19 protein-coding genes are annotated in these 21,655 nt (G+C 72.4%); 10 read left to right on the top strand and 9 right to left on the bottom strand.

Annotation, left to right across the window (positions count from 1 at the left end; translation table 11 throughout):
* Nucleotide 1 precedes the first annotated feature (1 nt).
* Together ACFRCG_RS05245 and ACFRCG_RS05240 are read right to left on the bottom strand one after the other, a co-directional pair.
* Nucleotides 2-1,315, bottom strand: coding sequence for a GlxA family transcriptional regulator (locus ACFRCG_RS05245; protein WP_380002846.1), 1,314 nt, complete (start codon nucleotides 1,313-1,315; stop codon nucleotides 2-4).
* A gap of 237 nt (nucleotides 1,316-1,552) precedes the next feature.
* Nucleotides 1,553-2,479 (bottom strand): LysR substrate-binding domain-containing protein, encoded by a 927-nt coding sequence (locus ACFRCG_RS05240; RefSeq protein WP_380028966.1) that lies wholly within the window; start codon nucleotides 2,477-2,479, stop codon nucleotides 1,553-1,555.
* An 11-nt stretch (nucleotides 2,480-2,490) separates the two neighbouring features.
* On the opposite strand from ACFRCG_RS05240, the gene ACFRCG_RS05235 reads away from it, so the two are divergent.
* The 3 genes from ACFRCG_RS05235 to ACFRCG_RS05225 all read left to right on the top strand — a co-directional run bounded on the left by ACFRCG_RS05235 (nucleotide 2,491) and on the right by ACFRCG_RS05225 (nucleotide 6,074).
* Nucleotides 2,491-3,603 carry a YeiH family protein gene (locus ACFRCG_RS05235; RefSeq protein ID WP_380028964.1) on the top strand — a complete coding sequence of 371 codons (1,113 nt, stop codon included), beginning with the start codon at nucleotides 2,491-2,493 and terminating at the stop codon, nucleotides 3,601-3,603.
* A gap of 603 nt (nucleotides 3,604-4,206) precedes the next feature.
* On the top strand, nucleotides 4,207-4,704 hold the full coding sequence (locus ACFRCG_RS05230) for a universal stress protein (protein WP_126642565.1): 498 nt from the start codon (nucleotides 4,207-4,209) through the stop codon (nucleotides 4,702-4,704).
* 167 nt (nucleotides 4,705-4,871) lie between these two features.
* Nucleotides 4,872-6,074 carry a MerR family transcriptional regulator gene (locus ACFRCG_RS05225; RefSeq protein WP_380002843.1) on the top strand — a complete coding sequence of 401 codons (1,203 nt, stop codon included), beginning with the start codon at nucleotides 4,872-4,874 and terminating at the stop codon, nucleotides 6,072-6,074.
* Between the two features lie 12 nt (nucleotides 6,075-6,086).
* On the opposite strand, the gene ACFRCG_RS05220 is transcribed toward ACFRCG_RS05225, so the two are convergent.
* Nucleotides 6,087-6,749 (bottom strand): TetR/AcrR family transcriptional regulator, encoded by a 663-nt coding sequence (locus ACFRCG_RS05220; protein ID WP_380028962.1) that lies wholly within the window; start codon nucleotides 6,747-6,749, stop codon nucleotides 6,087-6,089.
* Nucleotides 6,750-6,915: 166 nt separating this feature from the next.
* Here ACFRCG_RS05220 and ACFRCG_RS05215 point away from each other — a divergent pair, with 166 nt between their 5' ends.
* Nucleotides 6,916-9,372 (top strand): beta-glucosidase, encoded by a 2,457-nt coding sequence (locus ACFRCG_RS05215; protein ID WP_380028960.1) that lies wholly within the window; start codon nucleotides 6,916-6,918, stop codon nucleotides 9,370-9,372.
* 84 nt (nucleotides 9,373-9,456) lie between these two features.
* On the opposite strand, the gene ACFRCG_RS05210 is transcribed toward ACFRCG_RS05215, so the two are convergent.
* Entirely contained in the window at nucleotides 9,457-9,660 is a 204-nt protein-coding gene (locus tag ACFRCG_RS05210) for a hypothetical protein (RefSeq protein ID WP_380028958.1), read from the bottom strand.
* Nucleotides 9,661-9,864: 204 nt separating this feature from the next.
* Here ACFRCG_RS05210 and hemC point away from each other — a divergent pair, with 204 nt between their 5' ends.
* Nucleotides 9,865-10,764 carry a hydroxymethylbilane synthase gene (gene hemC / locus ACFRCG_RS05205; protein WP_380028956.1) on the top strand — a complete coding sequence of 300 codons (900 nt, stop codon included), beginning with the start codon at nucleotides 9,865-9,867 and terminating at the stop codon, nucleotides 10,762-10,764.
* A 46-nt stretch (nucleotides 10,765-10,810) separates the two neighbouring features.
* Here hemC and ACFRCG_RS05200 read toward each other — a convergent pair whose 3' ends face one another.
* Nucleotides 10,811-11,287: a hypothetical protein gene (locus ACFRCG_RS05200; RefSeq protein WP_380028954.1), complete on the bottom strand. Its 477-nt coding sequence runs from the start codon at nucleotides 11,285-11,287 to the stop codon at nucleotides 10,811-10,813.
* A 284-nt stretch (nucleotides 11,288-11,571) separates the two neighbouring features.
* On the opposite strand from ACFRCG_RS05200, the gene ACFRCG_RS05195 reads away from it, so the two are divergent.
* Nucleotides 11,572-12,120: a hypothetical protein gene (locus ACFRCG_RS05195; RefSeq protein ID WP_380028952.1), complete on the top strand. Its 549-nt coding sequence runs from the start codon at nucleotides 11,572-11,574 to the stop codon at nucleotides 12,118-12,120.
* 29 nt (nucleotides 12,121-12,149) lie between these two features.
* Here the strand turns inward: ACFRCG_RS05195 and ACFRCG_RS05190 are convergent, their stop codons facing one another.
* On the bottom strand, nucleotides 12,150-12,374 hold the full coding sequence (locus ACFRCG_RS05190) for a hypothetical protein (protein WP_380002835.1): 225 nt from the start codon (nucleotides 12,372-12,374) through the stop codon (nucleotides 12,150-12,152).
* A gap of 132 nt (nucleotides 12,375-12,506) precedes the next feature.
* On the opposite strand from ACFRCG_RS05190, the gene ACFRCG_RS05185 reads away from it, so the two are divergent.
* Complete coding sequence (locus ACFRCG_RS05185; RefSeq protein ID WP_126642557.1) at nucleotides 12,507-12,713, top strand: hypothetical protein; 207 nt, start codon at nucleotides 12,507-12,509, stop codon at nucleotides 12,711-12,713.
* Here ACFRCG_RS05185 and ACFRCG_RS05180 read toward each other — a convergent pair.
* The gene (locus tag ACFRCG_RS05180) at nucleotides 12,704-13,864 is read right to left on the bottom strand and encodes a nucleoside 2-deoxyribosyltransferase domain-containing protein (RefSeq protein WP_380028950.1); all 1,161 of its coding nucleotides are present in this window, start codon (nucleotides 13,862-13,864) and stop codon (nucleotides 12,704-12,706) included. The two genes, ACFRCG_RS05185 and ACFRCG_RS05180, sit on opposite strands and share 10 nt — an antisense overlap.
* Nucleotides 13,865-14,052: 188 nt before the next feature.
* On the opposite strand from ACFRCG_RS05180, the gene ACFRCG_RS05175 reads away from it, so the two are divergent.
* Nucleotides 14,053-15,762 (top strand): protein kinase, encoded by a 1,710-nt coding sequence (locus tag ACFRCG_RS05175; RefSeq protein ID WP_380028948.1) that lies wholly within the window; start codon nucleotides 14,053-14,055, stop codon nucleotides 15,760-15,762.
* A gap of 87 nt (nucleotides 15,763-15,849) precedes the next feature.
* Here ACFRCG_RS05175 and ACFRCG_RS05170 read toward each other — a convergent pair whose 3' ends face one another.
* Nucleotides 15,850-17,565, bottom strand: a complete 1,716-nt coding sequence (locus tag ACFRCG_RS05170; protein ID WP_380028946.1) for a class I adenylate-forming enzyme family protein — start codon at nucleotides 17,563-17,565, stop codon at nucleotides 15,850-15,852.
* 179 nt (nucleotides 17,566-17,744) lie between these two features.
* Between ACFRCG_RS05170 and ACFRCG_RS05165 the strand changes: the two genes are divergently transcribed.
* Together ACFRCG_RS05165 and ACFRCG_RS05160 are read left to right on the top strand one after the other, a co-directional pair.
* A complete protein-coding gene (locus ACFRCG_RS05165; RefSeq protein ID WP_380028943.1) occupies nucleotides 17,745-18,575 on the top strand; it encodes an enoyl-CoA hydratase-related protein in 831 nt (276 codons plus the stop codon).
* Between the two features lie 148 nt (nucleotides 18,576-18,723).
* Complete coding sequence (locus tag ACFRCG_RS05160; protein ID WP_380028941.1) at nucleotides 18,724-19,227, top strand: MarR family winged helix-turn-helix transcriptional regulator; 504 nt, start codon at nucleotides 18,724-18,726, stop codon at nucleotides 19,225-19,227.
* Here the strand turns inward: ACFRCG_RS05160 and ACFRCG_RS05155 are convergent.
* Nucleotides 19,224-21,494, bottom strand: coding sequence for a RelA/SpoT family protein (locus tag ACFRCG_RS05155; RefSeq protein WP_380028939.1), 2,271 nt, complete (start codon nucleotides 21,492-21,494; stop codon nucleotides 19,224-19,226). The genes ACFRCG_RS05160 and ACFRCG_RS05155 overlap by 4 nt on opposite strands.
* Between the last annotated feature and the right edge of the window lie 161 nt (nucleotides 21,495-21,655).

Below are 21,655 nucleotides of genomic sequence, written 5' to 3'. Positions count from 1 at the left end.
GTCACCCTACGGCCCGTGCACATACCTCCTCGTCCCCGGTCTCCTCCGGGCCGCGGGTGCGGAACGTCTCGCGGTACGAGGCCGGCGGCACGCCCAGTTGTTTGCGGAAGTGCCCGCGCAGCGCCACCGGCGAGCGGAATCCACAACGCCGGGCGATCTCCTCGACCTGGAGATCGGTGGTCTCCAGGAGCCGTTGCGCCTGAAGCACCCGCTGGGTCAGCAGCCACTGCAACGGGGCGCTGCCGGTGAGCGTGCGAAAACGCCGGTCGAAGGTGCGCCGACTCATGTACGCGCGGGTCGCCAGCTGCTCGATGTCGAAGCGCTCGGCGAGGTTCTCCAGCGCCCACGAGATCACCGTGGCCAGCGGGTCGCCGCTGATCTCCTCGGGCAGGGTCAGGTCCATGTACTGGGCCTGGCCGCCGATCCGATGCGCGGGCACGACCAGGCGCCGGGCGAGCGCGTTGGCCGCGTCCGGACCGTGGTCGAGCCGGACCAGGTGCAGGCACAGGTCGATCCCGGCCGCGGTGCCGGCGCTGGTGAGGATGTCGCCGTCGTCCACGTACAACTCGCGCGGGTCCACCCGGACCTTCGGATAGCGCTTGGCCAGGGCGGGCGCGTACATCCAGTGCGTGGTCGCCGGGCGGTCGTCGAGCAGACCGGCCGCGGCCAGCACGAAGGCGCCGCCGCACAGGCCGACGATCCGGGCCCCCTCGCGGTGCGCCCGACGCAGCGCCTCCAGGACGGGCGGCGGCGGCATCCGCGACGGCGAGTGCCACGCGGGCACGATCACCGTGCCGGCCCGGGCCAGCGCGTCGAGGCCGTACGGCGCTATCAGTTCGACGCCGCCGGTGGTGCGGAGCGGTCCGGGCTCGGCCGCACATACCAGTAATCGGTAGTTCGGCACGCCGGCGTCGCGTCGATCGACCCCGAACACCGATATCGGGATCGAACTCTCCAGGATCGGCGAGTTGGCGAACAGCAGCACCGCGATGGTGTCCGGCCGCCGCCGGCCGAGCAGCGGGCGCTCCCGCCCCGGGGCCAGGACACCCTCGCCGTCCGGGTCGTACTCGCCGTCGAGGTCGATGTCGTCGGCGTACTCGCCGTCGTCGTCGACCGAGTCGTGTTCGGGCGGAGCCTCGGAGAGCACGGTGGAGGCCGCGACGATCACCGCCGCGTCCTCGTCGCCGCCCGAACCGACGTCGATCGCGCCCGTCGCGCCCGTCGCGTCGATCGCGCCGGACTCGGCCGGGTGATCGGCATCGACCACGCGTGCTCGGCCCCGTCGCCGGTCCTTGCGGCTGTCGATCCTGCTCATGGCCCCGATCGCCCCCTTCACCCCTCTGTGACCTGCACGGCCCCGGTCGTGCCGGCGGTCCGGATCGCGCAGGCTGTCCCGCCCCAGTAGTTCACAGGCGTCACTCGCGTAACCCAAGATCGGAACTTACTCTCTCTTACCTTGTCTATGCATGGTGTTCTCTACGTGACGTTATGTAGATATGCGTGTTTGTGACGGTGGTCACATCGCGGAACTTATCGACAATTGCGCGGGCTGTCAGGCCCCGGGGCGCCGTCGGGCGGCGTGCAGCAGGTGCAGGGCGCCTTCCGGCAGCTCCCGACCGCGCGGCCACACCGCGCGCAGGACACGATCCAGGGCGGGCAGATCGGCCACCGGGACGGCCACCAGACGCCCCTCGACCAGGTCCTCGCGCACCGCCAGATCGGACAACACGGCGGGCGCGGATCCGGCGATCGCGGCCGAGCGCAGCGGCGCCGTCGCGCCCAACTCCAGGGCGGGCACGGCCACTCCGTCGTAGGCCGCCAGCGCCCGCTCCAGCGTCTCCCGGGTGCCCGAGCCCGCCTCGCGCAGCAGCAGCGGCGTGTTCGCCAACTCGGCCGCCGCGATCGGGCGCCGCCGCCGGGCCCACGGGTGGGTCGGGGCGACCACCACCACGAGCCGGTCCCGGCCCACCGCCGCCGACTGCAGGTCGCGCGGGACCCAGGGCCCCTCGACGAAGCCGATGTCGGCCTCGCCCGCCCGCAGCGCCTCGATCACGTGCAGGCTGTTGGTCACCTGGAGGCCGACGTGCAGCCCGGGCACCGCCTCGCGCAGCGCGGTCAGCCAGCCGGGCACCAGGTGCTCGGCCACGGTCAGGCTCGCCGCCACCCGCAGCCGGTCCTCCTGCCGGGCCTTGAGCGCGGCGGCGCCCTCCACCAGCGCGTGCGCCTGGTCCAGCACCCCGCGCGCCCAGTCGGTGATCACCAGGCCCGCCGCGGTGGGCACCGAGCCGGTGGTGCTGCGCTCCAGGAGCCGTACGCCGAGCCGCCGCTCCAGGGTGCGCATCCGCGCGCTGGCCGACGGCTGGCTGATCCCGAACCGGCGGGCCGCGGCACCCAGACTGCCGTTCTCGGTCACCGCCACGAGCAGCTCCAGCGTGTACAGATCCGGCAACCGATCCGCCGGGCGCGCGTTCGAGGTCATAGCCAAACCCTATGACCTGCCAGGCAATCGCCCGCTACCCGCGCGGGGACGGCGGGCCGAGGGTGGAGAACATGACCCTGACGACCGCGCCGCGCGTCCACCACCGGCAGTCCCCGGCTCCCGCCGGGACGGCGAGGGCCCGACTGTGGCCGGGGCTGCTCGCGGCGACGCTCGCGGTGGCCGCGAGTTGGGGGGCGCACCGGATCTGGCCGCACGTACCGATGCTCACGGTCGCGGTGGCGCTGGGGGTGCTCGCCGCCAACGTGCGGGTGCTGCCCGTCGCCACCGCGCCGGGGCTCGGCTTCGCGGGGCGGCGGCTGATGCGCGCCGGCGTGGTGCTGCTCGGTCTCAAGCTCGCGCTCGGCGACATCGTCGGACTCGGGCTGCCGACCGTGGCGATGGTGATCGTGGTGGTGATGCTCACCTTCTTCGCCACCCAGTGGCTCGGCCGGCGCATGGGGCTGCCCGGTGATCAGCCGCTGCTGATCGCGACCGGCTTCTCCATCTGCGGCGCCTCCGCCGTCGCCGCGATGAACGGGGTCAGCGACAGCGACGAGGAGGACGTGGTCACCTCGGTCGCGCTGGTCACCCTGTGCGGGAGCCTGGCGATCGGTGTGCTGCCGCTGCTGCGGGCGCCGCTCGGCCTGGACCCGACCCACTACGGCGGCTGGGTCGGCGCGAGCGTGCACGACGTCGGCCAGGTGGTCGCGGCGGGCGGGGTGGCCGGGCCGGTCGCGCTGCACACCGCGGTCGTGGTCAAGCTGATGCGGGTGCTGCTGCTCGCGCCGATCGTGGCGGGCACCGCGTACACGCTGCGCCGTCGGGCCGCGCGGGCCGACGACACCGGGCGGGCCGGGTCCCGGCGGCCGCCGCTGATCCCGCTGTTCGTGCTCGGCTTCCTGGCCATGGTGGCCGTCCGCAGCACCGGTCTGCTGTCCGCCGGCGTGCTGGAGGCGGCCGGCACCGTGCAGGATCTGCTGCTCGCCGCCGCGCTGTTCGGGCTGGGGAGCATGGTCCGGCTCGGTCGGCTGGTCCGCACCGGATGGCGCGCGCTGCTGCTCGGCTTCGCCTCCTGGGTGCTGATCGCCGGCGCGGCCTACGGCGGGGTGCTGCTCACGATGTGAGCCCGCACGGGGGCCGACGTCGGCCGGGGCGGGAGAAGCGTCGAACCCGCCGACGGCCCGGCGCGTGTCGGGCCGTCGGACAGGTTCGACGTCGGCGCCGCGGCGCGGGTGGGCGTGCGGGTGGGTCGGCGTCCGACCAGCGGATCGCCGCCCGTGACTACGCGGTAGCCCGGACGCACGGTGTCGCCCTGACCAACGCTCGGGCGGGGTCCGGGGTAACGCCCGTTCCCCCTGCGGCGTCGGTCCGCACCCCCCGAACGGTCCCCCCGGGGCCGGCTCGAAGCAGCCCGCCGCGGCCCGTGCGGCGCCCTTGCGATGGGGTCCGAGACGGCCGCGCCCGGAAGGCAATCACCCACACGGCCGCCCGGGTCTCCCCATTCACGGCCTTGTCCGGCTAATGTGCGTGTCTCGCCGAGGCTTTGCCCGGGGGATCCATCCCCGCGCGTGGTCCGGCGGACCGCACCATGCCCAGACCGGTACACGGCCCAGTGTCTTTTTTGTCCGGGAGAACCCCGACCGACACTGTCGAATGTGCGGGTCGGCGCAGTAATCTGGTACAGAAAGCCCCGAGGCGCCCCTCCACAGCAAAGACGCCCGATTCCCATGGCTGCTTTCGAGTTCAGTGACTTCCCGGACGGCACCCCGTTGCTCCGTCCCGATTCCCCCCATCAGCGCGATCCCGCGTTCCAGCATCCCGTCGTGGTCGGTTTCGACGGGTCCGAGTCCAGCGAGCGAGCCCTCGCGTACGCGTCGGGCATGGCGCGCAGACTCGGCGGCGGGCTGGTGATCGTGCACGTGGCCAACCGGATTCCGGCCACCGTGTGGGCCGGCTGCGAGCCGCCGGTCTTCATCGACGTGCCGGACAGTCGTTCCGAGGCCCTGGGCCTGGAACTGGCCTGCGCGGACCACCTCAGTGACGTGCCGTGGATCCTGGTCGAGCGCGGGGGTGACATCTGCCACGAGATCGAGGACGTCGCGCGCGAATTCACCGCCGACGCGATCGTGGTCGGCGGATCCACCGGGTTGGCCAGTCGCATCTTCGGATCGGTCGCGTGCCGTCTGGTCAAACACGCCAAACGCCCGGTCGTGGTCATTCCCTGAGCCCCGCGCCCCCGCTTTCCCCGCTTCGGGATCCGCCGGGCCCGTGTTCGCGGACCATGCTCCGGGAGCGTTCCCGCGCCCATTGCGATCACCGCGTGATCGAACCTCGAACGTATCTGCATTACGTTGGCCGCGAACACGGGGCACGAGGATCGCGAGGCACGAGGTTGGCGGATTATCGGATCGAAGACCTCGCCCGCGAGGGGGGCACCACCGTACGCAACGTACGGGCATACCAGGATCGCGGACTGTTGCCGCGGCCCAGGCGCCAGGGTCGGGTGTCGCTGTACGAGGACGCCCATCTGGGCCGGCTGCGCCTGATCGGCCAACTCCTGGAGCGCGGCTACAGCCTGGTCAGCATCAAGGAGCTGCTCGACGCATGGGACGGCGGACGCAGCCTCGGCGGCGTGCTCGGCCTGGTCGCCGAGGCGAGCGGTCCGTGGAGCGAGGAGACCCCGGAGCGGATGACCCGCGCCGAGTTGATCGCGATGTTCGGCGGACTGTCCGATCCGGTCGCGCTCGCGGGGGCGGTGCGCCTGGGTCTGCTGGAGCCCGAGGACGACTCGCTGACCGTGTTCCGGGTGCCCAGTCCGCGCGAGCTGGCGGTCGGCGCCGAGCTGCACGCGGCCGGCGTCCCGGTGGGCGCGGTCACCGAGCAGCTGCGGATGTTGCGCGCGGCGATGGAGCACGTGGCCGAGGGCTTCGGGCGGTTGATGGAGACGCACCTGCTGCCCGCCGACGGCGACGCGGACGAGACGGCGGAGATGATCCGTCGGATGCGTCCGCTGGCGCTGCGCGCGGTGGAGGCCGAACTCGCCCGGGCGATGCGCCGTACGGCCGCCCGCCGGCTCGGCGAGGAGCTGGGGAAGGTGCTGCGCGAGGAGCCCGAGCGCACCCGGACCGAGCCGGTGCCAGCGGACGCCGCGGAGCCGGCCCTGGACCGGCACGCGTTCATGTCCGACGCGTGGATCGCGGCGGTGTCCCGACTGAGCCGGTTGATCACCCCGGATCCGGAGAAGCGCACGCCGCATCCGGCGATCGTGGACATCGTGGTCAGCGACGTCCCGGGCCGCGAGGACCCGGCAGAACTGCATCTGGACGTCTTCCAGGGCCGCGTCCTGGTCCGCCCGGGCCTGCTGCCGGGACCGGACCTGATCGTGCACATGGACTACGACACCGCCCGCCGGGTGATCCTGCTCAACGATCGGCACGCACCGCGCGAGGCGCTGGCCGCCGGCCGGATGACCGCCCGGGGCGACCTGTTCGGGCTCACCGTCTTCCGCGAGGCGCTGGCGGGGTTGTCCAACTGGGACCTGGGCGCGGTGTTGCGCGAGCTGACCGCGGGCGAGGACGCGCCGGACAAGGCATAGGGGTGGTCCGGGTCAGGCGGCCCGGATGCGGTGCAGCAGGTGCTCCACGTAGTCGCCGAACAGCGCCGCCATGTCCACGTGTTCGGGGTCGAGCAGCCATTGCAGCTGGAGCCCGTCCATCATCGCGAAGACCTGCGCGGCCACCGCGGCCGGGTCCACGTCCGCGCGCAGTTCGCCCGAGGCCACACCCGCCTCCAGGGACGCGGTGACGCTCGCCCGCAGGAGCGCGTAGCGGTCCCGGGCCCACCCGTGCGCGGGGTGGTCGGTGGTGACCGCCTCGCCGGTGAGCACGGTGAAGAGCTGGACCAGGCCGGGGATGGCCTGGTTGTGCCCGGCGAGTTCGGTGAACTTGGCCAGCACCGCCGCGCCGCCGGGCGGGAGTTCGGCCAGGTCCAGGTGTGCCATGTCCATGCGGTCGCGCAGGTCGAGCACCGCGACGAGCAGTTCCTGCTTGCTGCGGAAGTGGTGCAGCAGCCCGGCCTGGGTGAGTTCGGCGCGCTCGGCGATGCGCGCGAGCGAGGTGCCCCGGTAGCCGTTCTCGGCGAATTCCTGAAGCGCGATGTTGAGGATGCGCGTACGCCGCGCGTCCCCCGACGCGTACCCCCGCCCACGCGGTCTGGCCCGCCCGGCCCGGGTCGGCGGGGTGTCGGAGAGATCGTCGGGTCGTACGTCCATGGCCCCATCCTGCCGTGTCCCGACGGAGGGCCGTCGAGGTGTAGATCACGTCGAGGTAACAAAACTACCGACAACAAAGTTTTCCGATTACGGTACGAGGAGGCCCCCACCGACCCGTCCGGCGCGATCCGGATCGATCGGAAACGCGAGCGGAAGGCAGACGACGATGTCCGACCCCACCCCCACCGAAGCCACGGACGACGAGCTGCGCGAGCTGGTGACCCGCCTCACCCTCGAGGAGAAGTTGTCCCTGATCGTCGGCGAGGACTTCTGGTCCCTCCCCGAGATCCCGCGCATCGGCCTGCGCAAGCTGCGCGTCTCCGACGGCCCGGTCGGCGTCCGCGGCGTCACCTGGGACGAGCGCGACACCTCGCTGCTGTTCCCCAGCCCCACCGCGCTCGCCGCCGCGTGGGACCCGGACGTCACCCGCCGGGCCGGTTTCGTGATGGGCGCGCAGACCCGCGACAAGGACATCCACGTCCTGCTCGCGCCGACCGTGAATTTGCACCGCAGCCCGCTCGGCGGCCGGCACTTCGAGTGCTACTCCGAGGACCCGCTGCTCACCGCGCGGATCGCGACCGCCTTCATCGAGGGTGTGCAGTCCGCCGGGGTCGGGGCCACGATCAAGCACTTCGTCGGCAACGAGACCGAGAACGAGCGCATGTCCTACGACTCGCGGATCGACGAGCGCTCGCTGCGCGAGGTCTACCTGCTGCCGTTCGAGGAGGCCGTGCGCACCGGCCGGGTGTGGCTGGTGATGAGCGCGTACAACCGGGTCAACGGCGAGACGATGACCGAGAACTCGCGCCTGGTGAACGACGTCCTCAAGGACGAGTGGGGCTTCGACGGCGTGGTGGTCTCGGACTGGATGGCGGTGCGCTCGACCGAGGCCGCGGCCGCCGGCGGCACCGACGTCGCGATGCCCGGCCCGTCCGAGGTGTGGGGCGAACCGCTGCTCGCCGCCGTGCGCGAGGGTCGGGTCGCCGAGTCGCTGATCGACGAGCGGGTGGTCCGGGTCCTGCGCCTGGCCGCCCGCGTCGGGGTGCTCGGCGACCGCACCCCGGCCGCGACCACCACCCCCGACGACGCGACCGCCACGCTGCGCGAGATCGCCGCCCGGGCCATGGTGCTGCTCGCCAACGACGGCACCCTGCCGCTCGACCCGAGCGCGCTCTCGCGCGTCGCGCTGATCGGCCCGAACGCCCTGCGCCTGTCCGCCCAGGGCGGCGGCAGCGCGCATGTGAACCCCGCGCACGTGGTCTCGATCCCCGAGGGCCTGCGCGCCGCGTTCGGCGACGGCGTCGAACTGACGCTCACCGAGGGCGCGTTCACCCACCGCGCGCTGGCCGACCTGTCCCTGGACACGGCCGTCGACCCGGAGACCGGCGAGCCGGGCCTGCGCGCGGAGTTCCTGGACGCCGACGGCAACCTGCTCTCGTCCGAACACCGCCTGGGCTCCAGCCTGATGTTCTGGCCGGACAACATCCCGGCCGGAGCGGTCGTGATCCGGCTGCGGGTGAACGTGACCCCGACCGTGTCCGGCACGAACATCCTGGACGTCCGCGGCGCGGGCCGGTTCGAAGTGGACATCGACGGCACGACCCGCACGATCGACATGACCGCCCCCGAGGGCACCGACGTGATCGAGACGATCATGCGCCCGGAGGCCACCCGCATCGAGATCGAGGCGACGGCCGGCACGGAGGTGGCGATCCGGGTCGACTTCGGCCGGGGCGAGCGGTTCTTCATGGCCGCGCTCGGCCTGGGCTGGGCGAACCCGCGCCGCTCCGAGGAGGACGAACTGACCGCCGCGGTCGAGGCCGCCCGGGCGGCGGACGTGGCCGTGGTGGTGGTCGGCACCACCGACGACATCGAGTCGGAGGGCTTCGACCGCGCGGACCTGGCCCTTCCCGGGCGCTCCGACGAACTGGTGCGCCGGGTCGCCGCGGCCAACCCGAGGACCGTCGTGGTGGTCAACGCGGGCTCCCCGGTGCTGATGCCCTGGCGCGACGAGGTCGCCGCCGTGGTGTGGGCCTGGCTGCCCGGCCAGGAGGGCGGCGCGGCCCTCGGCGACGTGCTGACCGGCGCGGCCGAGCCGGGCGGGCGGCTGCCCACGACCTACCCGGCCGCCGACACCGACGTCCCGGTGTACTCCACCGCCCGGATCGACGGCGAGCACCATTACGCGGAGCGGTCCAGCAACATCGGCTACCGCGCCTGGGCCCTGGGCGAGGCCGCCCCCGCCTACCCGTTCGGCCACGGCCTGGGCTACACGAGCTGGGCCTACGAGGCGGTCGCGGCCAAGGGCGACGCGGCCGGCGTCACCGTCGAGGTCACCGTCGCCAACACCGGCGAGCGTGCCGGCCGCGAGGTGGTGCAGGTGTACCTGGAGACCGCCGACGGCACGCTGTGGGGGCGCCCGGAGCCGATCCGCCTGGTCGGCTTCGCCGCCCTGGACGTCGAGCCCGGCGCGCGGACGACCACCACGATCGACATCGACGCCCGCACCCTGGCCCGCTGGAACGAGGCGCAGGCGGCCTGGGCCACCGCCCCCGGCACCTACACCCTGCGCGTCGGCCGCTCCCTCGGCGACCTGCGCCTGAGCACCGACATCGGCCTCTGACCCCGCGCACGGCGGTGTCCCGAGCCGACCAACGGATCGGATCGGGACACCGCCGGCGCCGCGCGGTCGGGGCCGGGGCCCGCCTCAGCAGCGCTGGCCGAAGGTCGGGTTGATGAACGCGAGCGCGCCGGCCTCGTTGCCACAGAGCCCGCTCACCGTCTCGATCGTGTCGGCCCGAACCGTGTGCGTCTCGGCATCCGCCGGCACGGCCACCGCCACGGTCGCGCCGACGACGGGGGCCGCGATGACGGCCGTGCTGACCAGAAGGCCGCGAACGATGCGCTGCATGGGGCGGTTTCCTTGTCTCCAGGTCCGGTGTCCGTCGAACGCCGACGAGCCGTGCCTGCCCAACGCCGCACCTCGCCCGAAGGACACGGCGACTGGGCCGAACGACTGGCGGGCCGACCCCCCGCGGTCGCACATCCCCCCTGTGGGGTACCGAACTTCGCCAAAATTCGGCCGCACGGCCGCCACCGTCATAGCGTGTCGCGGATGCAGCTTCGCATCGGAACCCGGTCCTCCCCCATGGCCCTCGCGCAGGCCCGTCTCGTCGCCGCCCTGCTGTCCGGACAACCGCACGAACCCACGATCGTCCCGTTGTCCACCAGCGGCGACCGCTGGGGCGGCAGCCTGGCGCGACTCGGCGGCAAGGGCGCGTTCGTCAAGGAACTCGACCGCGCGCAGCTCGACGGGGAGGTGGACCTGGTCGTGCACTGCCTCAAGGACATCCCGGGCGACGTGCCGCTGCCCGACGGGCTCACCATCGCCGCCTATCTGCCCCGCGACGACGTACACGACTGTGTGGTCGGCGCGCGCCTGGCCGACCTGCCGTCCGGCGCCCGGGTGGGCACCAGCTCGGTGCGCCGCGCGGCGCAGCTGCGGCGCCGGCACCCGGGGCTGACCCCGGTGCCGATCCGCGGCTCGGCCAACAGTCGGCTGGCCAAGCTGGACGCGGGCGAGTTCGACGCGCTGATCCTGGCCGTCGCGGGCCTGGAGCGGATCGGCGAACAGCGGCGCGTGGCCCAGATCCTGACCACCGCTCAGATGTTGCCGGCGATCGGCGCGGGGGTGCTGGCGCTGCAGTGCCGGGTCGACGACGCGGCGACCCTGGCCGCCGCGCGGGCCCTGGACGACGCGTGCACCCGGGCCTGTGTCACCGCCGAGCGGGCCCTGCTGCGCGAGCTGCGCGGCCACTGCCACAGCCCGATCGCGGCCCACTGCACCGACTCCGACACCGGCCTGACCCTGCACGCCGCGGTGTATTCCACCGACGGCGCGGACCTTCTGGAGACCACCGACCACGGCTCCGAGCCGGACAAGCTCGGCGTCGCGGTCGCCGGCGAACTGCTCGCGATGGGCGCCCGCACCCTCATCGACGAGATCCCGCACTGACGAAAGCGTCACCGCCGCTCGTCGGGGCGGCGGTGACGGGCCGGGCTCACCCCGTGCCCAGGCACTTCTGCACGGTGCTCTGCAACTCGTCGGGCAGCTTGTTGGTGCGCGCGTACTCCTGGTCGAACGCGTTCATCTGCGCCTGGCTGTACTTGCCCTGCAGCTCGGTCAGCGTGCACTGGCAGTAGTGGGTGTTGTTGTTCGACGTGCTGAGGCAACCGTTGAGGAAGCTCGTCGAATACGACGACGACCAGTCGCCGCCGCCCGCGGAGGTGCCCGCGGACGTCGGGGTGCCCGGCGAGCTGGTGCGCGGACGCGTCGTGGTGGGTCGGCCGGCGGTGGGCGTCGGCGAGGTGTCGTCCGTGGCGCGCGCGGTGGAGCTCTCCTCCCCCGACGGGCTCGGGCCGCTCGCGCTCTGCGTCTTGTTCACCCCCAGGCCGCCGAACCCGTCGTCCCCGCTCGCGCAGGCGCCGACGGCGCACGTCAGCATCACCACGAGCAGCCCGACCTTCACAGTGCGCATACATTCCCCCCCAAAAACGATGTGATCGTGACTCTCCTCCCCTCGCTCGGCCGCCAACAAGGGGTTCTTTCCGGCCATTGCATAACGGTTTCGTCTTCGGATCGCCACGGCGCACGCCGGCGTCGGCCCGGTTTACCGCTCGGCAAACTCTGACAAACCGGTCATCAACGTGCCGATCGTCACATTCCATGGCGTTTATCGGTCGAGTCTGTCCACTATGGACGGGTTGCCTCCCATCGAACGGAGTTGCCTCCCCGTCGGACGGCAGAAAGGAACGGCACACCATGAGCCTGACGCCCGAGCACGTGGCCGCGCTGCGCGGTCTCGCCGCCGATGTCTCGGCCCTCGGCGCCGAGGGTGCCCAGCGGCACCCCGCGTTCGCCGGTTCCGCCGGTTCGATCGCCGACCGCGCGGACGCGCTGTCCGCGCAGGCACCGCCGTTCCACAAGGTGGCGCTGCGCCGGATCGGCGACGCGCTCCGGGCCTGCGCCGAGTCCCGCGAGGCGGGCGATCCGGAGCGGGTCGCCACCACCCAGCGCACCGCCGCGCACCTGGCCGACCGGCTCGTCATCGCCCTGGACCGCTACGCCTCGGCCTCGCCGACCGCGACGCCGGCCACCTGCACCCGCTGCAACGAGCCGTACATCGCCCAGCTGATCCCCACCCAGCGGCGCTACCTCTCCCGGATCGACGCCCCCGTGTCGGGGCAGGTGTTCAACGCGTCGGGCACCACGTACATCGTCGAGCGCCACGTGTTGTGCGCGTTCGGGGGTGCGACCGACCCGGCCGGCCTGCCCGGCTTCGAGAACCCGGCCGACCTCGACAACGCCTGAGCGCGGGGCCGGGCCCCGCGCGTGACGCGCTAGCGATCCTTCTTCAGCCGTCGCAGGTATTCACGTGTCCAGCCGGTGACCTTGGCCACCTCGGACTGCTTGACCCCCGCGCCTATCGCCCGGATCGCCGCCCGCTTGAGTTCTTGACGCGCCTCTTCGTGCGCCTTCTCGGTCCTTCGGTAGGCCTTCGCGGCCCTGACCAGGCCCTCTTCGGCGGCTTCGGGGTCCGCGCCGTCGACATCCTTGTGATCCACACCGTCAGGATGCCATATATGCGGCCACCCCCGTAGGCCAACACAGTTGACATTCACGGATCCAAGAAGGAAACTGGAGACCGAACCCAAGGTGAACGGAAGGTTAACTTCACCAGTCACGGAGGACGCACCATGCTGAAGACCCTCACCGCCCCCGCCATGTGCACCCGTTGTGGCGAGCCGTATGTCGCGGCGCTCAGCCCGCGCTCGCTCGTCACCCTGCAGACTCCGGTGTTCCGCACCCCGGAGATCGTCGGCGGCCGGTTGATGACGATCGACGACACCGTCTGCCTCGTCGAGCGCCACGCGCCCTGCACGGGTCTCGGCAACTACCGCTGATCCTCGGCGGCTGCCAGCACGGCCGCCAGCATCCCCAGCGTCGACCAGTCGACGCGCCCGTCACGCAGCAATTCGCCGTACGTCGTGATCTCGACCTCGGTGCGCTCCCCGTCCCCGGCCACCCCATGTGGACCGGGGACGTCGCGTAGCCGGGCCAGTTCGGCCTCGGTCAACTCGGCCGACCACACGTGCGCGTGATGCGCGGCCAGTGTCGCGGCGAGTTGCCGCGAGCCGTGCGGGCGCAGCCGCTCGGGCGCCAGTACCAGACCGGTTTCCTGGCCGACCTCGGCGCAACCGTCCTCGGCCGTGTACCCGCTGCCGCCGGGCACCTCGTGGACGAAACCGTCCTCGGTGCGCGCCGCCGAGCGGAACTCGCGCACCAGCACCACGGTGCTCGCCGCGACCGGCTCGGCCCGCCGGTACAGCACCACCGCCGCCACGTCCGGGCGACCCAGCACGACCTCGTTGTCCTTGACCCGGCCCGCCTCGGCGGCGATCGCGACCCGCACGTGCGCCGCCCACAACCACGCCTGTCCGCCGTGCCGCCACACCCACACGATCCGGCCGCCGAGCAGCGTGTTGCCGGCCGCCCGCTGGGCCGCGTACCAGTCGGCGAAGGCCCGGGTCCGCCACACGTTCAACGGGATGTCCCGTTCGCCGTCCGCGCGCGCCGCGCCGGTGCCGAGCGCGTCGAGCACGGTGTCGATCGTCGCGGCCAGGGTGTCCCGTACCGGCACGTCGTGGCCGAGCGCGTAGGCCCGCTGATAGCGCACCTGCGGCGCGTCGGGCGGGGTGCCCAGGACCGCGCGGCCCGAGTCCTTGAGCCAGCCCCACTCGTCGTTGGTGGTCAGCCCCGGCAGGTCGCGCGGATCGCGCGGGATCCAGAACAGCACCCGGTCGCTGCGGTCGAGGTTGCGCAACTCCCAGTCCCGCTGCACCCGGTGCGCAGGCCACGAGTGGCCGTCCGCGGGTTCGGGCACGAACACCACCAGCCGGCCCGGCCCGCGCCACCGCTCGCGGATCAGCTTCAACGCGGCCGGGCGCCAGGAGGCGACGTGCGCGGCGCGCGGCGTGGGTCCGGCCAAAAAAACGCTCGCGTCCCACGCCCGTGGCGCCTCGTCGGGCGAGTTCACGACAACGATCTCGGTCATGCCGCCGACGGTAGTGGTCCATACGATCGAACGCGGGCCCGTTCGCGCACCACGCCGACCGGCGACGTCCCCGCGGAACCCGGCGGGCCCCGGAGCCCGTCCCCGAGGCGATGTCGCATACGGTTCCCCCCACGGACGCCGCTACGAAAGAATCACATCCACAGGGCGCGTACGGGGAGGCGTTTGCGGTGGCTCGGTTGTGGCTCGGCAGCCGGTATCGGCTGGACGAAAAGCTCGGCTCGGGCGGCAACGCAACCGTATGGCGGGCCTGGGATCGCAAGATGCAGCGCTTCGTCGCGGTCAAGGTGCTCAAGGAGTCCTTCGGGGGATCCAACAGCATGGACCGCTTCGGCCAGGAGGCACTGATCCTCGGCCGGCTCTCCTCGCCCAACATCATCGTGGTGCACGACCGCGGCCTCAAGCAGGTGATCCGGCACCCCGGCGAACCGAACCGCACCCACCCGAGGAAGCCGCCCCCCGCCGGCCCGGAGAACTCCGCGCCGACGATCGCGCAGCGGCCGGGCGACGTCGCGACGCGGGTGTTCGACCACGACGCCGAGACGCTGCACGACGCGCAGGTGACCTCCGCGCTCGGCGCCGGATCCGCCGACATGCGGGAGACCGACGGCAAGGTCATGTACCTGGCGATGGAGCTGATCACCGGCCGCACCCTGGCCCAACTGGTCGCGGACGGCGCGTGGTTGCCGATCGGCCACGTGATCGGCTGGGCGATCCAGCTGTGCGACGCGCTCGACGTCGCCCACTCGGGCGACGTATTGCACCGCGACATCAAGCCCGCGAACGTCATGGTCACCTCGCGCGGGGTGGTCAAGGTGCTCGACTTCGGCATAGCGCGCTACATGCAGAAGGAGTCCTCGCGCGCGGGCATCACCCTGCCCGGCAGCATGATCGGCACTCCGGCGTACATGGCGCCCGAGCAGATCCGCGGCGAGACGGTCGACGGCCGCACCGACCTGTACGGCGTGGGCTGTGTGCTGCACGAAATGCTCACCGGCGCGCCGCCGTTCGGTCTGGACCACCCGCACTCGACGATGCACGCCCACCTGGAGAAGCCGCCCGAGTCGGTGCGCAACTCCCGGTTGGAGGTGCCCGAGGATCTGGCCGCCCTGGTCCTGGAGCTGCTCAGCAAACGACCGGAGAATCGGCCGCCGAACGCGGCGGAGGTCCGGGATCGACTGGACGACCTGTCCGTCAAGCCGCCGCGCAACCTCGTGCCGCAGCCGTGGGGGGTGCCGGCGCCGGAGACGGTCGCGACGATCGACCCGCAGCCGACCGTGGACCAGCCGGTGCGGCTGGTGCCGCCGCCGACGACCGGGCCGCGGCCGGTGCGGGCGAACGATTCGATCCAGGCGCTGCGGGACGAGATCGGGCGGCAGGTCCGGGCGTTCGGCCACGACCACCCGGAGACCCTGCGGATGCGCGAGCAGTTGGCGGACCGGCTCGGCCGGGACGGCGATCCTACGGCGGCGATGCGGCTGCTGCGCGAGGTGATCTCGGACAGCGGCCCGCTGCGCGGCGCGCTCGACCCGCGCACGCTGCGGGCGCGGCGGCGGCGGGCGCACTGGACCGCGGCGGCGGGGCGGCCGGCGGAGGCGGCCAAGCTGCTCCGGAACCTGCTGCCGGACCAGGTGCGGGTGATGGGCACCGACCACATCGAGACCCTGCAGATCCGGCACGAACGGGCCCGCCGCGAGGGCGAGGCGGGCAACTTCATGACCGCGGTGCATCAGCTGCGCACGCTGATCTCCGACGTGATCCGGGTGCTGGGCGCCGAGCACCAGCTGGTGATCGAGCTGTGGGACGAACTCACCTTCTGGGAACACCGGCTCGACGGCCACGGCGACCAGGGCGCGGCCCTGGCCCGCGACGGCTCCTGACCGGACGGCGGAGGCCGGGGCGCGGCTCCTCCCCCGCCGCCGGTGGCCCGGCGCGCGCCATCCCGGGTCGCCCGCGGCCGTCGTCCGTCACAGCGCCAGCATGTCCCGCAGCTCGCGCTTCAGCACCTTCCCGACCGCGTTGCGCGGCAGCGCCCGTTCGGTGAAGCGGACCAGCGTGGGCACCTTGAACGCGGCGAGCCGGCGCGCCACGTGTCCGCGCAGTTCGGCCGCGCTCGCCGCGCCGGGCACGTGCAGCCTCACCACCGCCGCGACCTCCTCGCCCAGGTCGTGGTGCGGCACCCCGACCACGGCCACCTCGGAGATCGCCGGGTGCTCGAACAGGATCGCCTCGACCTCGGCCGAGTACACGTTCTCGCCGCCTCGGATGATCACGTCCTTGAGCCGGTCGACCACGTACAGCCGCCCGTCGGTGTCGACGTAGCCGAGGTCACCGGTGCGGAACCAGCCGTCGGGGAACGCCTCCTCGCTCTCCCGGGGCCGATTCCAATAACCCCGGACCACGTGCGGGCCGCGCACCCGGATCTCGCCCGTGCACCCGATCGGCAGTTCCTCTCCGGTCAGCGGGTCGGCCACCCGCAGATCCGCGACCGGCACCGGATGCCCGACGCTGTCCGGGTGTTCGTAGTAGTCGTCGCCCGAGTTGACCACCACCACGCAGGTCGTCTCGGTCATCCCGTAGGCGTTCAGCGGCACGATCGTATTGCCGGACATGCCGCCCACCAGGGCGACCAGGTCCGGCGGCACCGGCGAGCCGCCCATGCCCAGGCTGGTGAGGCTGGACAGGTCGCGCCCGGCGCGCAGCGGCGACTCGACCAGGCGGCGCAGCAGCGTGGGCACCATGTTGGCGGTGGACAGCCGCTCGGTCTCGATCAGTTCGAGCGCGGTGGCGGTGTCCCAGTGGTGCATCAGGCACAACTTGGCACCCTGGGCGGCGCCGATGTACAGGCCGGACAGGCCGGCGATGTGGAAGAACGGGTAGACCTGCAGGCTGCCCGGCGCGGGCGGGCCGGTCGGGGATCCGTCGGGCACGGCCGGGCCCTTGGCCAGCTCGGCCGTGGGCAGGCCGGCGCGGGCCAGTGCGACGGCCCTGGTCAGCTCCATCGTGTGCAGGTTGGTGGTGTGGTTGTGGTGGGTGGCGACCGCGCCCTTGGGGCGTCCGGTGGTGCCGGAGGTGTAGATGACGGTCGCGTCGTCGAACGGCTCCGGGCCGCCGTCCGGCAGCGTGCACTCGCCGGTGAACCCGCGCAGCAGCGCCGTCAGGTCCGCCTCGCCGGCCGCCGGCGGCCGGTCGAGACCGGCCACCAGGGTGGGCGGCGCGCCGCTGATCCGCCCCCGGATCAGCTCGGCCCGCTCGTCGTCGCAGATCAGCACCGTGGTGCCGGAGTCCTCCAGGGCGAAGCGGAGTTCGTCGACGGTCCACCACGCGTTCAGCGGTACCGCGATCGCGCCGAGCACCTGGATCGCCCAGAACGCGAGTGGCCATTCGATCCGGTTGCGCATCGCGACGGCCACCCGGTCGCCGCGCCGCACGCCGTACTCGTCGGCCAGATGTCGGGCCAGGTGGGCGACGAGGCGGTGTTGTTCGGCGTAGGAGATCCGCTCGCCCTGGTAGACCAGCGCGTCCCGGTCGCCGTGGCCGATCAGGCCCTCGAAGACCGCGCGCAGCGTCGGCGGGGCCTTGCTCAGCACCCGCCAGGGAATGCCGTCGTGGACGACCTCTTCGATCGCGTAGGCCGATTCGGGTCCGGTCAGTTCGGCCAGGGCCTGTGTCCGATCCAGCATCCGGTGGGTCCACCTCCTGCACACTGCGAGCGACTGGTACCGGGGGTTGGGAGCGCATCAACGCTAATGCGGAGATCGCATCGCGGGAACCCTGGCAATCGACATGATCACCGGGCAGGGTGGCCGCGACGGGTACCGGTGTCGTGGCGGGCGCGTGTTCATCCGACCGGGGAGCTTGTGTGGAATATCGACAGATCTCGACCTCGCTGGAACACGACGTGCTGACTGTGACGCTGGATCGGCCGGAGCGGCTGAACGCGTACACCTTCCGGATGCGGGAGGAGATCGAACACGTGTTGGACGTCGCGGACGCGGACGACCGGGTCCGGGTCGTGGTGTTCACCGGGAGCGGGCGGGCGTTTTGCGCGGGGGCCGATCTGGCGGCGGGCGGCGACACGTTCGATCCGGGGGCCGGCGACCCCGAGGCGTTCCGGGACGACGGCGGTCGGCTGGTGTTGCGCCTGTACCACTCGAAGAAGCCGCTGATCGCGGCGATCAACGGTCCGGCGGTGGGCGTGGGGGCGACCATGACGCTGCCGATGGACATCCGGGTCGCCTCCACCGAGGCCCGCTTCGGCTTCGTCTTCGCCCGGCGCGGGATCACCCCCGACGGCTGCTCCACGTGGTTCCTGCCCCGGGTCGTGGGCCTGGACCGGGCCCTCGAATGGTGCTTCACGGGCCGCGTCTTCGACGCGGCGGAGGCCCGGGAGTCCGGCCTGGTCCGCGAACTCGTCGCCCCGGACGAGCTGCTCCCCCGCGCCCACGAGCTGGCCCGCTCGATCGCCGACCACACCCCGCCGGTCGCGATCGCGCTGACCCGGCATCTCCTGTGGACGATGCAGTCCGTCCCCGACCCGGAGACCGCCCACCGGCACGAGTCCCGGGCGCTGCACTGGACCGGCGGCTCCCCCGACGCCCGCGAGGCCGTCGCCGCCTTCCTGGAGAAGCGGCCCCCGAACTTCGCGATGCGGGTCGGCGCGGACCTTCCCGAGCCGCCACCTCTCGGGTGAGGTCGGCCGCATCGGGCCCGGCTCGACGCGGTGGACCGGCGCCCCCACCGGCGGCCGTTCCCCCGACCGGCGCAGCTTGTTGTGTTTTGCAACCGTTTCCGGCACGCTTGGCGCACATTCAGGGTGCGCGGTGATGAGGAGCAAGGCGATGTCGGACAGCGTTGAGCGGCGAGTGGTCCGTGAGGTCGGTGCCGCCACCCGGTTGATTCGGCTGTTGATGGCTCCTCCGCTCCAAGCCGCGGGGATCACCCAGGCGGAGTTCCACCTGCTCGCTCTCCTGGAGGAGCGCGGCACCTCGACCGGCAAGGAACTCGCCTGCCTGCTGAGCCTGGACAAGACCACGATCAGTCGGCAGTTGACCTCCCTGGAGGAGGCCCTGCTGATCGCCAGGGCCACCGACCCGACCAATCGCCGATCGCACCTGATCACCGTCACCGAGGCCGGTCGGTTGCGGCTCGCCGACGCGCGCCGGCGCAGCCTCGCGGTGATGGCGGAACGGTTCGCCTCCTGGCCCAAGGAGGAACTGGGCGCGCTCGCGGACCACTTGGCCCGCTTCAACGACGTCCTGCGCGGCGACGTGGCGGAGGCCGGCGCCGAGCCCGAACGCAACCGGTCGAGCCAGGGCCCGTCCGACGGATCGGACCGACCCTAGGGTCGGTCCGCCACCCTCGGGTGTACGCGCGGCCTCGCCCGGTAGACGTCGTAGACGCCCTGCACCCGGCGCAGTGCCCGGAGCAGCTTCGGGAGCGTGGCCAGGTCGGCCAGGCGGATCGTGTAGGTCTGTCGGACGCGCATCTGCTGCGGCGGCGCGATCGAGGCCGAGGTGATGTCGGCGCCCTCCGCGTCGATCGCGGCGGTGACGTCGGCGAGGAGGCGGGGGCGGTCCAGGGCCTCCAGTTGCAGGGTGACCCGGTAGCCCTGGTCGGCCTGGTGCGGCAGCCAGGAGGCGGCGACGACGTCGCGGCCGGCGCGGCGCATCTGCTGGACGTTGGTGCAGTCGGACCGGTGTACCGCGACCGTGCCGCCGCGGATCACGAAGCCCGCCAGCTCGTCCGGCGGCACCGGGGTGCAGCAGCGGGCCAGGCGGACCGGTGCTCCGGGCGAGCCCGGCACGCTGACCACGGCCTCGCCGGGGTCGGAGGGCGCGCGTCGGGTCCGGGCGGGGGCCTGGGCGGCGGCCTCGTCAAGCGCGCCGATCGGCTCCGGGCGGCTCGCCGGGAGGGTCGGCGCGGCCTCGCCCGCGGCGGCCAGGTTGCCGAGCGGCGGGGCGAGCAGCGGATCCATCCGCCCCTCGATGCCGTTCGGATACTTGGCCAGCCAGGCCTCGATCGCCACCCGGGCCAGCGGGCTGCGGACGAACGAGAGCCATTCTTTCGACGGTGCCGCCGCACCGGGCGGAGCGGTGATGATGGACACCGTCTCGCCGTCCGCCAGCACCGAACTCAGCGCCACCAGGCGGCCGTTGATCTGCGCGCCGATACATCGGTGGCCGGTCTGCTCGTCGATCGCGTAGGCCGCGTCCACACACGTGGAGCCCGCCGGCAGGGTGAGCGGGCGTCCCCCGGGGGTGAAGACCAGGAGCTCGCGGTCCGCCGACAGGTCGGCGGTCAGCGAGCTCCAGAAGACGTGCGCGTCGGGGATGCCGCCCTGCCAGGCGAGCAACCGGTGCAGCCACGCGAGCTGCTCGGGGGCGTCCGGCCCGGCCTCCGCTTTGCCGGTGTGCGCCACGACGCCGAACTCGGCCAGGCGATGCATACGACGGGTGCGGATCAGTACCTCGACCTTGTCGCCCTCGGGCAGCGTGATCGCGGTGTGCAGCGATTGGTACAGGTTGAACTTGGGGGTCGCGATGTAGTCCTTGAACTCGCCCGCGATCGGCGACCAGCAGGTGTGCAGTACGCCGAGCGCGCCGTAACAGTCGGTGTCGGCGTCGACCACGATCATCAGCCGGGAGAGGTCGAACGGGCTCAGATCCTCGCGTCCGCGCCGCTTCTGTACGCGGCGCACGGATACGTGGTGCCGCGCGCGCGGCGATACCTCCGCCTCGATCCCGGCCTCGCGCAGCGCGCGTTTGACCGTCGTGCACAGTTTCGACACGGCCTCGTCGGTGACCGCCTGGCTGGCGCTGACCGTGCGGGCCGTGGCGGCGTGCTCCTCGGGTCGGAGCGTGGCGAAGACGATGTCCTCCAGCTCCGACTTGAGCACGTGGATGCCCAACCGCTCGGCGAGCGGGATGAACACCTCCTGTGTGGCCTCGGCGGTGCGGATCTGGCTGGCCCGGCGGCGATATCGGATCGTGCGCATGTTGTGCAGCCGGTCGGCCAGCTTGATCACGGTCACCCGCAGGTCCCGGCCGGTGGCCACGATGATCTTGCGCATCGTCTCGGCCTCGGCCCGGTCGCCCAGGTCGACCCGTTCCAGCTTGGTCACCCCGTCGACCAGGTGTGTGACGTCGTCGCCGAACGCCGCGCGCACCTCTTCGAGGGTCAGGTCGGTGTCCTCGACCGTGTCGTGCAGCAGCGCGGCCACCAGCGTGGTGGTGTCGGCGCCCAGCTCGGCCAGGATCGTGGCCACCGCGAGGGGGTGCGTGATGTACGGCTCGCCGCTCTTGCGCATCTGCCCGCGATGGGACAACTCGGCGACCGCGTACGCCTCCTGAATGGCCGTCACATCGGCCTTCGGGTGGTGCACCCGATGCACCTGGAGCAGCGGTTCGACCGCGTCCGGAGTGCGTCGACGGCTTCCGGTGAGGAACGTGACCGCGGCCAGACCCAGTCGTTGGATGGGTTGTTGGACAGGCCGGCGGGACAGTCGTCCGACGCGGTCGGACATGCTCCGGCTCGGAACGTCACCCTCGGCCCGCGGCGCACCCTTGGGCACACCGGCCCCGGCCGGCGGGTCGAGTCCCCCGATCGTCATGCGGCACCTCCGGCAGCTACCCCCGGAGTCGCCCCCGGTGATTCATGCTACCGACAACAACACGGACGGTGTCCGCGTGATGTCGCCCGTCACACACGATCACCCGCACGGGTCAGATGTGCCCGTCGCGGATGATGGTGAAGAGTCCAGCCTAACCCCTC

It is taken from the genome of Embleya sp. NPDC056575 (genome assembly GCF_042793325.1).
Taxonomy (GTDB): Bacteria; Actinomycetota; Actinomycetes; order Streptomycetales; family Streptomycetaceae; genus Embleya.
This window is presented reverse-complemented; position numbering and strand designations above follow the sequence as displayed.

What these genes read in the sequence shown, in the direction of transcription:
- ACFRCG_RS05245 (WP_380002846.1), bottom strand. Translation starts at nt 1,315, where the DNA reads ATGAGCAGGATCGACAGCCGCAAGGACCGGCGACGGGGCCGAGCACGC.
- ACFRCG_RS05240 (WP_380028966.1), bottom strand. Translation starts at nt 2,479, where the DNA reads ATGACCTCGAACGCGCGCCCGGCGGATCGGTTGCCGGATCTGTACACG.
- ACFRCG_RS05235 (WP_380028964.1), top strand. Translation starts at nt 2,491, where the DNA reads ATGACCTGCCAGGCAATCGCCCGCTACCCGCGCGGGGACGGCGGGCCG.
- ACFRCG_RS05230 (WP_126642565.1), top strand. Translation starts at nt 4,207, where the DNA reads ATGGCTGCTTTCGAGTTCAGTGACTTCCCGGACGGCACCCCGTTGCTC.
- ACFRCG_RS05220 (WP_380028962.1), bottom strand. Translation starts at nt 6,749, where the DNA reads ATGGACGTACGACCCGACGATCTCTCCGACACCCCGCCGACCCGGGCC.
- ACFRCG_RS05215 (WP_380028960.1), top strand. Translation starts at nt 6,916, where the DNA reads ATGTCCGACCCCACCCCCACCGAAGCCACGGACGACGAGCTGCGCGAG.
- ACFRCG_RS05210 (WP_380028958.1), bottom strand. Translation starts at nt 9,660, where the DNA reads ATGCAGCGCATCGTTCGCGGCCTTCTGGTCAGCACGGCCGTCATCGCG.
- hemC (WP_380028956.1), top strand. Translation starts at nt 9,865, where the DNA reads ATGCAGCTTCGCATCGGAACCCGGTCCTCCCCCATGGCCCTCGCGCAG.
- ACFRCG_RS05200 (WP_380028954.1), bottom strand. Translation starts at nt 11,287, where the DNA reads ATGCGCACTGTGAAGGTCGGGCTGCTCGTGGTGATGCTGACGTGCGCC.
- ACFRCG_RS05195 (WP_380028952.1), top strand. Translation starts at nt 11,572, where the DNA reads ATGAGCCTGACGCCCGAGCACGTGGCCGCGCTGCGCGGTCTCGCCGCC.
- ACFRCG_RS05185 (WP_126642557.1), top strand. Translation starts at nt 12,507, where the DNA reads ATGCTGAAGACCCTCACCGCCCCCGCCATGTGCACCCGTTGTGGCGAG.
- ACFRCG_RS05180 (WP_380028950.1), bottom strand. Translation starts at nt 13,864, where the DNA reads ATGACCGAGATCGTTGTCGTGAACTCGCCCGACGAGGCGCCACGGGCG.
- ACFRCG_RS05170 (WP_380028946.1), bottom strand. Translation starts at nt 17,565, where the DNA reads ATGCTGGATCGGACACAGGCCCTGGCCGAACTGACCGGACCCGAATCG.
- ACFRCG_RS05160 (WP_380028941.1), top strand. Translation starts at nt 18,724, where the DNA reads ATGTCGGACAGCGTTGAGCGGCGAGTGGTCCGTGAGGTCGGTGCCGCC.
- ACFRCG_RS05155 (WP_380028939.1), bottom strand. Translation starts at nt 21,494, where the DNA reads ATGACGATCGGGGGACTCGACCCGCCGGCCGGGGCCGGTGTGCCCAAG.